Genomic DNA, 13377 nt, shown 5'->3' with positions numbered 1-13377 from the left:
CGCTAGTGGAAAAACTGGGCATTATCCGTTGCGAAGACGGGCTTGCCAACTATACCGGGCAGGTTATGGATATGTGGTGACTATTCGGGCCTCTTCGCGAGCAGGCTCGCGAAGGCGATCTCTAAATCAATACAGATCGACAGGGTCGACATCCAAAGACCAACGCACCGCCCGCCCACTCGGCATCTGCTCCAACACCAGCAGCCAGCTGCTTAATAGTCGGTGCAACGGCGCCCGGGCCGTCGCTTGCAGTAACAACTGCGCACGATAACGCCCGGCCCGGCGTTCCATCGGAGCAGGTACCGGCCCTAGCAGTTCAATCCCGGTCAGGTTCTGCTCGGCCAGCAAACGCTCGGCCTCGCTGCACGCCTCATCAAGAAAACCTTCAGCTTGCCCCGGTTTGTGCGCTTCGGCCCGCAGCAGCGCCAAGTGCGCAAACGGTGGTAACCCCGCCGAGCGACGTTCGCTCAACGCCTGTTCGGCAAAGGCGAAATAGCCCTGTTCAGTCAGTTGCACCAGCAGCGGATGGTCGGCCAAGTGGGTCTGGATGATCACTTTGCCCGGCTCTTCAGCCCGGCCCGCGCGCCCGGCAACCTGGACGATCAACTGCGCCATGCGCTCGCTGGCGCGGAAGTCGCCGGAAAACAGCCCGCCGTCGGCATCGAGAATCGACACCAAAGTCACCCGTGGAAAGTGGTGCCCTTTGGCAAGCATTTGCGTGCCCACCAGAATGCACGGCTGGCCTTTCTGAATGGTCGCGAACAGCTGATTCATGGCGTCTTTGCGCGAAGTGCTGTCGCGGTCGACCCGCAGCACCGGGACGTCCGGGAATAGAATCCCCAGCCGTTCCTCTGCGCGTTCGGTGCCGGCGCCGACAGGCCGCAAATCGACTTTGCCGCATTTCGGGCAATGCCGAGGGACACGTTCGACGTAGCCGCAATGGTGACAACGCAGTTCACCGGAGCGCTGGTGCACGGTCATGCGCGCATCGCAGCGCTGGCACTCGGACATCCAGCCGCAGTCGTGGCATAGCAAGGTCGGGGCAAAGCCGCGACGGTTGAGGAACACCAGCACTTGTTGGCCAGCGGCCAGCGTCTGACCGATGGCCTGCTGCATCGGCCCGGAAATGCCGCTGTCCAGTGGACGGCTTTTCACGTCCAGGCGCAGGAAGCGCGGTTGTTTGGCGCCACCGGCACGCTCGTTTAATCGCAGGAGGCCATAACGACCGGTGTAGGCGTTGTGCAGGCTTTCCAGCGAAGGCGTGGCAGAGCCGAGGACAATCGGGATGTTTTCCTGGCGTGCGCGCACCAGTGCCAAGTCGCGGGCGTGATAGCGCAGGCCTTCTTGCTGTTTATAGGAACCGTCGTGCTCTTCATCGATGATGATAAGGCCGGGGTTCTTCATCGGCGTGAACAGCGCCGAACGGGTGCCGATAATAATGTCGGCGTCACCGTCCCGGGCGGCGAGCCAGGCTTCCAGGCGTTCGCGGTCGTTGACCGCCGAGTGGATCAGCGCGATGCGTGCATTGAAACGCTGCTCGAAACGCGCCAGGGTCTGCGGGCCGAGGTTGATCTCCGGGATCAGCACCAGCGCTTGCTTGCCGGCCTCGAGGGTTTCGCGGATCAGTTGCAAATAGACTTCGGTCTTGCCGCTGCCGGTGACGCCGGCCAGCAGAAACGCGTGATAGCTGTCGAAGCCGGCGCGAATCGCCTCATAGGCCGCACGCTGCTCCGGGTTGAGCGGCAGTTCCGGCTGCGCCAGCCAGTGTTCGTGGCGGGCGTCGGGGGCGTGCTTGCGGATTTCGACTTGCACCAGATCCTTGGCCAGCAGCAAATCCAGGCTGTCCTTGCTCAGCATCAGTTTGCTCAACAACTGATGGGCGACGCCGTGGGGATGCTGGGCCAGGGTCGCCAGGGCCTCCCGTTGACGCGGGGCGCGAGCGATGCGCGGGTCATCAAGGCTGGCACCGGGCGCGGCGGACCAGAAGCGTTCCTGCCGTGCTTCGGCCAGTTCACCCTGGCGCAGCAACACCGGCAGCGCCCAGCTCAACGTGTCGCCGAGGCTGTGCTGGTAATACTGGGAGGTCCACAGGCACAGTTTGAACAGCGCGGGAGGCAGTGGTGGCGTGGCATCGAGCAGGGCCAGGGCCGGCTTGAGCTTTTCTACCGGCACTTCGCTGGTGTCGGTGACCTCCACCAGAATCCCGATCATCTCCCGTCGGCCGAACGGCACCCGCAGGCGCATGCCCGGCTGCAACTGGGCACGCAGGACCCCGGCCGGGGCACGGTAATCGAACAGACGGCGCAGGGGCGAAGGCAGGGCGAGGCGCAAAATGGCGTCGGGCACGCGGTTGTTTTCTCGATGATGGGGCGGTGAAGAAGGCCGGGAGCCTAGCAGACGACTGGTGTAAGGGACAGCTTGCGTGATTGCAAAGGTCTGGTAGAATCCGCGGCCTAATTATGTGCGGTATTCAACAATAGTGTTGAGTGGCGGCACACTAGCCTGAGGAATACACCATGAAAGCCGATATCCATCCAGCGTACGAAACCATCGAAGTAACTTGCAGCTGCGGCAACAAGTTCGAAACTCGTTCGAACCTGTGCAAGCCACTGGGTACTGACGTATGCAACGAGTGCCACCCGTTCTACACCGGTAAGCAGAAGACTCTGGATACTGGCGGCCGTGTACAGCGCTTCGCAGACCGTTTCGGTGCTTTCGGCAAGAAACCTGCTGCTGCAGCAGAGTAAGGTTCGAAAGCCCCATGGGCTTTTCCTTGCTGATGAAAAAGGCGTCCCTTGCGGGCGCCTTTTTTGTGTCTGCGATTTGGCTTTCCGGTGCCCAGGCCTTCTGTCCGGCGCCGAGCGGGCTGACACCCGTTGTGGTGCAACGGGTGGTGGATGGCGACACGCTGCGCCTGAGCGATGGCCGCAGCGTGCGCATGATCGGTTTGAATACGCCGGAGCTGGGCAAGAAAGGCCGCTCCGACGAACCGTTCGCGGTGGTTGCGCGCCAACGTCTGGAGGCTCTGGTGGCCGCCAGCGACGGGCGGGTGGGTTTACTGCCCGGTAAAGAAAGCAAAGATCATTACGGTCGCACCTTGGCCCATGTCTACAGCGCCGATGGCGCCAACCTTGAAGCGCTGATGCTCGCTGAAGGACTCGGTTTCCAGGTAGCGGTCGCGCCGAATGTCGATCTGGTCGACTGCCAGCAAGCGGCGGAACACAGTGCCCGTCAGGCCGGACTCGGGTTGTGGCGTCAATCCCCTGTGCTGAAAGCGGAGCAGATCAGCACTTCCGGCTTCGCTGTGCTCAGCGGTCGTGTGAGCAAGGTTCAACGCAATCGCGGCGGGGTTTGGATCGAGTTGCAGGATTCGGTTGTACTGCGCGTTGCACCCAATTTGTTGGGTCGGTTTGATGTTGCGAATCTCGAGCGGCTGAAGGGCAGGCAGATCGAGGCCCGAGGCTGGGTGCTGGACCGTTCGCGGCGCGGCGGACTGAAAGAAGGGCAGGCGCGCTGGCTTTTGCCATTGACCGACCCGGCGATGCTTCAGATGGCACAGTGATAAAAAATTGTAGACATTTTTAATGTGGATTGTGAACAGTCAATCCCTTGTGTTCCGTGGCTCTTGGTCCAAAGTCGTAGGGCCGGGTGCTTGACAGGGGTGACCGGTCAGTCTTGTAGGGACTTTGCGACACGAGTATCCTCGGCGGTCCGTCTGTCCCACAGTAAAAAGCGGAATGCCCCTATGTCTGATTTGAAAACTGCCGCTCTCGAATATCATGCCCATCCTCGTCCAGGGAAGCTGAGCGTCGAGCTCACCAAAGCCACCGCTACCGCCCGCGACCTGTCGCTGGCCTACAGCCCCGGTGTAGCCGAACCAGTCCGCGAAATCGCCCGCGACCCTGAACTCGCCTACAAGTACACCGGCAAGGGCAATCTGGTTGCAGTCATTTCCGATGGCACCGCAATTCTCGGCCTGGGTAACCTCGGCCCATTGGCTTCCAAGCCAGTCATGGAAGGTAAAGGCGTGCTGTTCAAGCGCTTCGCCGGCATTGACGTTTTCGACATCGAAGTCGACTCCGAAAGCCCGCAAGCCTTCATCGACACCGTCAAGCGCATCTCCATCACCTTCGGTGGCATCAACCTGGAAGACATCAAGGCACCTGAGTGCTTTGAGATCGAACGTGCTCTGATCGAGCAGTGCGACATTCCGGTATTCCACGATGACCAGCACGGCACCGCGATCGTTACTGCGGCCGGCATGATCAACGCCCTGGAAATCGCAGGCAAAACCCTCGCTGACGCCAAGATCGTCTGCCTGGGCGCCGGTGCTGCCGCCATCTCCTGCATGAAATTGCTGGTGAGCATGGGTGCCAACATCGAAAATATCTTCATGGTTGACCGTACCGGCGTGATCCACTCCGGCCGTGACGACCTGAACCAGTACAAGGCTGTTTTCGCTCACGCGACTGAAAAACGCACACTGGCCGACGCCCTGAAAGGCGCGGACGTGTTCGTTGGCCTGTCCGGCCCGAACCTGCTGAGCGCTGAAGGCCTGAAGTCCATGGCGGCCAGCCCGATCGTGTTCGCGTGCTCCAACCCTGATCCGGAAATCTCCCCGGAACTGGCTCACGCCACCCGTGACGACGTGATCATGGCGACCGGCCGTTCGGACTACCCGAACCAGGTCAACAACGTGCTGGGCTTCCCGTTCATCTTCCGTGGTGCCCTGGACGTCCGCGCCAAGCGCATCAACGAAGAAATGAAAGTGGCTGCAGCCAACGCCCTGCGTGAACTGGCCAAGCTGCCGGTTCCTCAGGAAGTGTGCGACGCCTACGGCGGCATCAAACTGGAATTCGGTCGTGAGTACATCATTCCGAAACCAATGGATGCCCGTCTGATCACCGTGATCTCCGATGCCGTGGCCAAGGCTGCGATCGAGACCGGCGTAGCGACCCTGCCGTATCCGAAGAACTACCCGCTGAAAAGCGTGGATGACGTGTTCAACGGCTAAGTCGTTGTAGCGCTTCAATCAAAGGCCCCGGCTCTTGCGAGTCGGGGCTTTTTTATTACCGGTGGGTTTTGCAGCGGTTGTGCTGGCCTCTTCGCGAGCTACTGGCACGCAACAAAAAGCCCCGCTCTTCTTTCGAAGGCGGGGCTTTTTGCAGCTTCAGGTGATCAGAACAAATCGATCGGCGCCGCTTCATCCGCTGGCAGTGGGCTGCCCGGCGCAGTGCCGTTGCCCAGCTCGTTCGCCGACGGTGGCGTGTCTTCGACCTTGAACAGCTCGAAGTAGGCGCCTGGCGTGCCTGGGCTAGCTGCACGGCCGCTGACCGGGTCGACTCGGAGACTGAGAATGCCTTCCGGCTCTGGCTGCGTATGTGGCGGCAGGCCTTTGAGTGCGGCGCCCATGTAGTTCATCCAGATCGGCAGGGCGACGGTACCGCCGAACTCCTTGCGACCCAGGCTTTCAGGCTGGTCGAAACCGGTCCAGACAGTGGTCACATAATCGGCGTTGTACCCAGAGAACCAGGCGTCCTTGGATTCGTTGGTGGTACCGGTCTTGCCCGCAATGTCGCTGCGGCCCAAGGCCAGGGCGCGGCGCCCGGTGCCGAGTTTGATCACATCCTCGAGCATGCTGTTGAGGATGAACGTGGTGCGACCATCAACGACGCGCTCGGCCACGGCCGGCGTTTGTGGCGCTGGCTGGGCGGTCAAGGCTTCGCCCGGGGTTGCGTTGACGGTGAAGGCGTTGGCCACGACAGGGGCGGCGATGCCATCGGTCGCGACGGTGCCTTTCGGGACACTCGGCGGGTTGGCGACGAACAGCGTGTCGCCATTGCGGCTTTCGATCTTGTCGATGATGTAAGGGGTGATCTTGTAGCCGCCGTTGGCGAAAGTGCTCCAGCCGGTGGCGATTTCCATTGGCGTCAGCGTCGCGGTGCCCAAGGCCAGTGACAGGTTGGGCGGCAGGTCCTGCTTGTTGAAGCCAAAGCGCGTGATGTAATCGATGGTCTTGCCAACGCCCATGGCTTGTACCAACCGGATCGAAACCAGGTTACGAGACTTGTACAGGCCTTCACGCAAGCGGATCGGGCCGAGGAACGTGTTGGTATCGTTCTTTGGACGCCACACCTTGTCCAGGTACTCGTCGACGAACACGATCGGTGCGTCGTTCACCAGGCTGGAGGCGGTGTAGCCGTTATCCAGTGCGGCGCTGTAGACGAACGGCTTGAAACTCGAACCCGGCTGGCGCTTGGCCTGCATGGCGCGGTTGTAGTTGCTCTGTTCAAAGGCGAAGCCGCCGACCAGGGAGCGAATGGCACCGTTCTGCGGATCGAGGGAAACCAGCGCGCCCTGAGCTTGCGGGATCTGGCTGAATTTCAGCGAGTTGTCCGGCTGGCGTTGCACACGAATCAGGTCGCCGACCTGGGCGACGTCCGAAGGCTGCTTCGGATTGGCGCCCATGCTGTTGGTATTCAGGAACGGACGCGCCCATTTCATGCTGTCCCAGCCGACGTGTTCCTCACCGGTACGGGTCATCACTTGCAGGCCGGTCTTGTCGACCTGGGTGACGATGGCAGGTTCAAGGCTGCTGATGGTGCGTTGCTTGGTCAGCTCGATTGTCCAGGCCTCGCGAGTCTTGCCCGGCAGGCGCGACTCCGGGCCGCGATAACCGTGACGCTGGTCGTAGGTCATCAACCCTTCGTGAACCGCGGTGTTGGCCATTTCCTGCAGGTTGCTCGGCACCGTGGTGGTGACGCGGAAACCCTCGGTATAGGCGTCGCTGCCATAACGGCCGACCATTTCGGCGCGGGCCATTTCAGCGATGTACGGCGCATTCACTTCCGGGGTCGGCACGTGATAACTGGCGTTCAGCGGCTCGTTGATCGCGGTGGTGTAGTCGGCTTCGGTGATTTTGCCGAGCTTGTACATGCGCCCAAGGATCCAGTCGCGACGTTCCTTGCTGCGGGCCGGATTGGCCAGCGGGTTGAAGCGCGAGGGGGCTTTCGGCAGACCCGCGATCATCGCCATCTGCGCGAGGCTGACGTCACGAATCGACTTGCCGTAGTAAACCTGTGCGGCGGCTTCGATACCGTAGGCGCGGTTGCCCAGATAGATTTTGTTGACGTACAGCTCAAGAATCTCGTCCTTGGTCAGCTGCCGTTCAATCTGCAGGGCCAGGAGAATTTCGGTGGTTTTTCGCGAGAAGCTGCGTTCGCTGGTCAGGAAGAAGTTCTTCGCCACCTGCATGGTGATGGTGCTGCCGCCGGACTGAATGTGTCCGCTTTTTACCAACTGGGTGGCCGCGCGCATCAGGCTGCTGGGGTCGACACCGTAGTGATTGGCGAAGTTGTCGTCTTCAGCACTTAGTAACGCATTAATGAAATTGGGGGGAATGTCGGCGAACCGGATCGGTGTGCGGCGCATTTCGCCAAATTCTGCGATCAGCTTGTTGTCGCTGCTGTAGACCCGCAAAGGAATCTGCAACTGGATGCTTCTCAGAGCCTCCACGGACGGCAAACCCGGACTAAGGTAGAGAAAGGCGCCGCTAAGACCGAGGAGCAGTCCGCAGAAAACGGCGACGATGGACCAACCGAAAAATTTCAGCAGACGAATCAAGGCTTTTGGACATCCAGGGCAAAGAATGAATTAGGCATCAGGGTTCAGATAAACAGGGAACGACCCGCGCTTGAAGTAAAAACCGGAGAAAAACGCTGGGCATTATAAGCATTTTTCTGTCGAGAGCGTCATTTGCGCTGCTGTCAAGACGGGTGGTTTGAACGCAATGGATATTACAGAGTCCGTAAGACACGGATAGTCATAGGGAATTGGTAGTGCTAGGACTCTTCAATAAAAAGGCCAATACGCTTCTGGGGATCGACATCAGCTCTACGTCGGTCAAGCTTCTGGAGCTAAGCCGCCAAGGCGACCGCTATCGGGTCGAGGCCTATGCGGTGGAACCTTTACCCACCAACGCGGTGGTCGAGAAAAATATCGCCGAGCTCGAAGGCGTAGGGCAGGCACTCGCGCGCGTGCTGCTCAAGGCCAGAACCAACCTCAGGAACGTCGCCGTCGCCGTGGCCGGTTCGGCGGTGATCACCAAGACCATCGAGATGGACGCCGGTCTTTCCGACGACGAAATGGAAAACCAGCTGAAGATCGAGGCCGATCAATACATCCCTTATCCATTGGACGAAGTGGCCATCGACTTTGAGGTCCAGGGCGTTTCTGCGCGCAACCCCGAGCGAGTCAATGTGTTGCTGGCGGCCTGTCGCAAGGAAAACGTCGAGGTCCGGGAAGCGGCCCTGGCCCTGGCCGGCCTGACGGCCCGCGTGGTCGACGTCGAGGCCTATGCGCTGGAGCGTTCCTACGGATTGCTGGCGAGCCAACTGGCGGCTTCTCAGGAGCGCCTGACGGTAGCGGTGGTTGATATTGGCGCCACCATGACCACCCTGAGCGTGCTGCACCAGGGGCGGATCATCTACACCCGCGAGCAATTGTTCGGCGGTCGTCAACTGACGGAGGAAATCCAGCGACGGTATGGCCTGACCATCGAGCAGGCGGGGCTGGCGAAGAAGCAGGGTGGTTTGCCGGACGATTACGTCAGTGAGGTGTTGCAGCCGTTTCGCGATGCGCTGGTGCAACAGGTGTCACGTTCGTTGCAGTTTTTCTTCGCCTCCGGTCAGTACAACTCGGTTGATCACATTCTGTTGGCCGGCGGTACCGCATCGGTCCCGGGGCTGGATCGGTTGATCGAGCAACGATTGGGGACGCCGACGCAAGTGGCCAACCCATTCTCCGACATGACCCTGAGCAGCAAGGTCAACGCCGGGGCCCTGGCCAGCGATGCGCCGGCACTGATGATCGCCTGCGGGCTGGCCCTCAGGAGTTTCGACTGATGGCGCGGATCAATCTTTTACCCTGGCGCGAAGAGCAGCGTGAAGCGCGCCGCAAACGCTTTTTGCTGGCGCTGGGCGCTGTGATGGTGGGGGCCGTGGGCGCGGTGCTGATCGCGAACCAGGCCATCAGTGGCGCTATCGATCGGCAAGTGGCTCGTAACGATTACATTGGCAAACAGATTGCCGTGGTCGACGAGCGGATTAACCAGATCAGCGATTTGAAGGCACGTCGCCAGCAACTGGTCGAGCGCATGCGCATCATTCAGGACCTGCAAGGCAACCGTCCGGTCAGCGGGCGGATCTTTGATCAGTTAGCGCGTACCTTGCCGGACGGGGTGTACTTCACCGAGGTGAAAATGGCCGACAAAACCCTTTCCATCACGGGTGCGGCAGAATCCAACAATCGTGTTTCGGACCTGATGCGTAATCTCGATGCGTCAGACTGGTTCAATGCGCCGACCCTGACGGAAGTCAAAGCGACGACCGCCGGCCAGGTGGATCAGGCCAACGTCTTTCAGTTGACCGTTCGTCAGACTCAGCCCGCCGCTGCGGAGGGCGGCAAATGAGGCTGCCTGACTGGTTCGAAGGCCTGCGCAAGATCGACATCAATGACCTGGACACCCATAACATGGGTTCCTGGCCGCCAGCCATCAAGGCATTGGCGGCTTTCCTGCTCATGATCCTGGTGCTTTCGCTGGGCTACAGTTTTTCCATCAGCGACCTTCAGAGCCACCTCGATCTCAAGCGCGAGGAAGAGTTGACCCTCAAGGAGCAATTCGCCAGCAAAGCCCATATGGCGGCGAATCTGGAGCTGTATACGCAGCAGATGAAGGAAATGGAGAACTCCTTTGGCGTGCTGCTGCGGCAATTACCCAGTGACACCGAAGTGCCCGGCCTGCTGGAGGACATCACTCGCACCGGCCTGGGCAGTGGCCTGGAGTTCGAAGAGATCAAACTGCTGCCGGAGAACACGCAGCAGTTCTACATCGAGTTGCCGATCCAGATCACCGTCACCGGTGCCTATCACGACCTAGCCACCTTCGTCAGCGGCGTCGCCGGGCTGCCAAGGATTGTCACCCTGCATGACTTCGACCTTGCGCCGGCCAACCCGGAAGGTGGTCCGAAGTTGCGCATGAGCATCCTCGCCAAGACCTACCGCTACAACGACAAGGGGCTGGAAGAATGAGCCCGATTCGTTGTTTTTCGATGGTTGTGCTGGTCGCCGTCCTGGCTGGTTGCGGCAGTGACAATGACTTCAGCGACCTGGACGCGTACATGAACGAAATGCGTTTGCGTGCGCCCGGCAAGATTGAACCAACGCCGACATTTCGGTCTTACCCAACATTCACCTACAGCGCCGCCAACCTGCGAAGCCCGTTTTCCCGACAGGTCAGAATTGATCTGGCCGGCCAGAAACACGGCTCGCGCAACGTCAAACCTGACCCGAATCGGGTCAAGCAGTACCTCGAAGGTTTCAACATCGAGCAGTTTGAAATGGTCGGAACGATCGCCAATGCGACCGGCTCCTTTGCGCTGCTGCGCGGGGCGGGCGGGGTGCATCGGTTGAAAGTCGGCGATTACCTGGGGCGTAACGATGGGCGGATCGTCGCCATCAGCGGTTCGCAGGTCGATGTGGTCGAAATCGTTCCCGACGGCGAAGGCGCCTGGCTGGAGCGGCCGCGGACCATCCCTTTGAAAGAGCACTCATAGTGGAACTCGAATAATGAACAGGATTTTCTCAACCTTCGGTATTTCGCTATGGATAGCGTTGCTGTCGCCGATGGTACTAGCGGCCAACCTCAAAGCGCTGGATGTCGCCGCGCTGCCGGGGGACCGCGTCGAGTTGAAGTTGTCGTTCGATGGGCCGCCACCGACGCCTCACGGTTACACCACGGAATCGCCTGCACGGATTGCGCTGGATCTGCCCGGCGTCGTCAGTCAGCTAAAAAGCAAAAATCGTGACCTGGGCGGCGGAAATGCCCGCAGCGCTACAGTGGTGGAAGCCAAGGACCGTACACGGCTGATCATCAATCTGACCCAGTTGACGCCGTATAGCGCACGGGTCGAAGGCAACACGCTGTTCGTGGTGGTCGGCCAAGGCGCCAACAAAACGGCCTCCAGCCCGGCGCCCAAAACGCCACGCGCCGCGACTGCAACGCCAGCGCCGGCGAAAGCCTATGCGCCAGTAGGCAAGGCCATCCGGGGCGTGGATTTCCAGCGCGGCACCCAGGGCGAAGGCAATGTGGTTATCGATCTGTCGGATCCTTCCATCGCCCCGGACATACAGGAGCGCGACGGCAAAATCATCGTCAGTTTCGCCAGGACCCAATTGCCTGAACCGTTGCGTGTGCGTCTGGACGTCAAGGATTTCGCCACGCCAGTGCAGTTCGTCAACGCCAGCGCCACGGGCGATCGGGCCACGATCAGCATTGAGCCCAGCGGCGCTTTCGATTATTCGACTTACCAGACCGATAACAAGCTGACCGTCAGTATCCGGCCGATGACGGTCGATGACTTGCAGAAACGCAACTCCGAGCGTTTCGCCTACACCGGTGAAAAGCTCTCGCTGAACTTCCAGGACATCGATGTGCGTTCGGTGCTGCAACTGATCGCCGATTTCACCAACCTCAATCTGGTGGCCAGCGACACGGTGCAGGGCGGCATCACGCTGCGTTTGCAGAACGTGCCGTGGGATCAGGCGCTGGATCTGGTGTTGAAAACCAAGGGCCTGGATAAACGCAAGATCGGTAACGTTTTGCTGGTCGCACCGGCCGATGAAATTGCCGCCCGCGAGCGTCAGGAACTGGAGTCGCAGAAGCAAATCGCCGACCTGGCGCCCCTGCGTCGGGAACTGTTGCAGGTCAACTACGCCAAAGCTGCCGACATCGCCAAGCTGTTCCAATCAGTGACGAGTGCCGAGGCAAAAGCCGACGAGCGGGGCTCGATAACGGTGGACGAGCGGACCAACAACATCATTGCCTACCAGACCCAGGATCGCCTCGACGAACTGCGCCGTATCGTCGCGCAACTGGATATCCCGGTGCGTCAGGTGATGATCGAGGCGCGCATCGTCGAAGCCAACGTCGACTATGACAAAAGCCTCGGCGTGCGCTGGGGCGGTTCGTTGCAGAACAAAGGCAACTGGAACACCTCAGGCGTCAGCAATGGGGCGAATGCTTCATCGACCATCGGTACGCCTGGCAGCACCAGCACCAACTCGCCGTTCGTCGACATGGGCACCGCCGCCAACACCTCGGGGCTTGGCATCGCCTTCATCACCGACAATGTGCTGCTGGATCTCGAGCTGACGGCCATGGAGAAGACCGGCAACGGCGAAATCGTCTCGCAGCCCAAGGTGGTTACGTCGGACAAGGAAACCGCAAAAATCCTCAAGGGCACGGAAATTCCCTATCAGGAAGCCAGCTCCAGCGGCGCTACCTCGGTGTCGTTCAAGGAGGCCTCGCTGTCTCTGGAAGTGACGCCGCAGATCACTCCGGACAACCGGATCATCATGGAGGTCAAGGTCACCAAGGACGAACCGGACTACCTGAACAAGGTGCAGGATGTGCCGCCGATCAAGAAAAACGAGGTCAATGCCAAGGTCCTGGTCAACGACGGCGAGACCATCGTGATTGGCGGGGTTTTCTCAAATACTCAGAGCAAGGTTGTAGATAAGGTGCCATTTCTCGGTGATGTGCCGTATCTTGGCCGCCTTTTCCGGCGTGACGTGGTTTCGGAGAAAAAATCCGAGCTGCTGGTATTTCTCACTCCGCGTATCATGAATAACCAGGCGATTGCTGTGAGTCATTGATTCTGTGCGAAATTTGATTCTTGTTGGACCGATGGGGGCTGGAAAAAGCACCATCGGCCGGTTGCTGGCCAAAGAGCTGCGCCTGCCATTCAAAGATTCCGATAAGGAAATTGAATTGCGCACGGGCGCCAATATCCCGTGGATTTTCGATAAAGAAGGCGAGCCGGGCTTTCGTGACCGCGAGCAGGCGATGATTGCCGAGCTGTGTGGCTGCGACGGCGTGGTGCTGGCGACCGGTGGCGGCGCGGTGATGCGCGAGGCCAATCGCCGGGCGCTGCACGCCGGCGGGCGGGTGGTCTATCTGCATGCGTCTGTCGAGCAGCAGGTGGGCCGCACGTCCCGCGATCGCAATCGACCCCTGTTGCGTACTGCCGATCCGGCCAAGACCCTCCGGGATCTGCTGGCGATCCGCGATCCGCTTTATCGGGAAATCGCCGATCTGGTGGTGGAAACCGATGAGCGGCCGCCGCGAATGGTGGTGCTCGATATTCTCGAACGCTTGCAGCAGCTACCTCCCCGTTAAAGCGCAGCGCGAAATGCGCTATCCTCGGCGTCCTGTCATGGCCGCTCAAGGTTGTGGCAGATGGCTACCGAACGGCGTCAACCAGCAGACGCCGTGGACATTCGTTAACTCAAGGCAGGACGCCTGATTCCATCTTCACT

General features: G+C 60.1%; 11 protein-coding genes. 9 read left to right on the top strand and 2 right to left on the bottom strand.

Annotated elements, in window-relative coordinates; all coding sequences use genetic code 11:
- Positions 1 to 126 precede the first annotated feature (126 nt).
- Positions 127 to 2346, bottom strand: coding sequence for a primosomal protein N' (locus ABH912_RS18335; protein WP_033055356.1), 2220 nt, complete (start codon positions 2344 to 2346; stop codon positions 127 to 129).
- Positions 2347 to 2516: 170 nt separating this feature from the next.
- On the opposite strand from ABH912_RS18335, the gene rpmE reads away from it, so the two are divergent.
- The 3 genes from rpmE to ABH912_RS18320 all read left to right on the top strand — a co-directional run bounded on the left by rpmE (position 2517) and on the right by ABH912_RS18320 (position 5014).
- Positions 2517 to 2747, top strand: a complete 231-nt coding sequence (rpmE, locus tag ABH912_RS18330) for a 50S ribosomal protein L31 (RefSeq protein WP_008149553.1) — start codon at positions 2517 to 2519, stop codon at positions 2745 to 2747.
- 14 nt (positions 2748 to 2761) lie between these two features.
- Complete coding sequence (locus ABH912_RS18325) at positions 2762 to 3562, top strand: thermonuclease family protein (RefSeq protein ID WP_429511318.1); 801 nt, start codon at positions 2762 to 2764, stop codon at positions 3560 to 3562.
- A 183-nt stretch (positions 3563 to 3745) separates the two neighbouring features.
- Positions 3746 to 5014, top strand: coding sequence for a malic enzyme-like NAD(P)-binding protein (locus ABH912_RS18320; protein ID WP_033055361.1), 1269 nt, complete (start codon positions 3746 to 3748; stop codon positions 5012 to 5014).
- A gap of 164 nt (positions 5015 to 5178) precedes the next feature.
- Here ABH912_RS18320 and ABH912_RS18315 read toward each other — a convergent pair whose 3' ends face one another.
- On the bottom strand, positions 5179 to 7620 hold the full coding sequence (locus tag ABH912_RS18315; protein WP_429513127.1) for a penicillin-binding protein 1A: 2442 nt from the start codon (positions 7618 to 7620) through the stop codon (positions 5179 to 5181).
- 218 nt (positions 7621 to 7838) lie between these two features.
- On the opposite strand from ABH912_RS18315, the gene ABH912_RS18310 reads away from it, so the two are divergent.
- From ABH912_RS18310 to aroK, 6 genes are read left to right on the top strand one after another with little or no spacing between them, the layout of a single operon-like run.
- Positions 7839 to 8903, top strand: coding sequence for a pilus assembly protein PilM (locus ABH912_RS18310; RefSeq protein WP_429511317.1), 1065 nt, complete (start codon positions 7839 to 7841; stop codon positions 8901 to 8903).
- The gene (locus ABH912_RS18305; RefSeq protein ID WP_429511315.1) at positions 8903 to 9469 is read left to right on the top strand and encodes a PilN domain-containing protein; all 567 of its coding nucleotides are present in this window, start codon (positions 8903 to 8905) and stop codon (positions 9467 to 9469) included. The genes ABH912_RS18310 and ABH912_RS18305 overlap by 1 nt, the downstream gene beginning before the upstream one ends.
- Positions 9466 to 10089: a type 4a pilus biogenesis protein PilO gene (pilO, locus tag ABH912_RS18300; RefSeq protein WP_033055367.1), complete on the top strand. Its 624-nt coding sequence runs from the start codon at positions 9466 to 9468 to the stop codon at positions 10087 to 10089. The genes ABH912_RS18305 and pilO overlap by 4 nt, the downstream gene beginning before the upstream one ends.
- Positions 10086 to 10613, top strand: a complete 528-nt coding sequence (locus ABH912_RS18295; RefSeq protein WP_033055368.1) for a pilus assembly protein PilP — start codon at positions 10086 to 10088, stop codon at positions 10611 to 10613. Before pilO ends, ABH912_RS18295 begins: the two co-directional genes overlap by 4 nt.
- A 13-nt stretch (positions 10614 to 10626) precedes the next feature.
- Positions 10627 to 12714: a type IV pilus secretin PilQ gene (gene pilQ, locus ABH912_RS18290; protein ID WP_429511314.1), complete on the top strand. Its 2088-nt coding sequence runs from the start codon at positions 10627 to 10629 to the stop codon at positions 12712 to 12714.
- A 4-nt stretch (positions 12715 to 12718) separates the two neighbouring features.
- Positions 12719 to 13237, top strand: a complete 519-nt coding sequence (aroK, locus tag ABH912_RS18285; RefSeq protein WP_010464421.1) for a shikimate kinase AroK — start codon at positions 12719 to 12721, stop codon at positions 13235 to 13237.
- Positions 13238 to 13377: the final 140 nt, after the last annotated feature.

The sequence above is a fragment of the Pseudomonas sp. BT76 TE3572 genome, assembly GCF_050435365.1.
GTDB classification, from domain to species: Bacteria; Pseudomonadota; Gammaproteobacteria; order Pseudomonadales; family Pseudomonadaceae; genus Aquipseudomonas; species Aquipseudomonas fluorescens_W.
The sequence above is the reverse complement of the archived record's forward strand: the minus strand, read 5'-3'. Positions and strand labels throughout refer to the sequence as shown.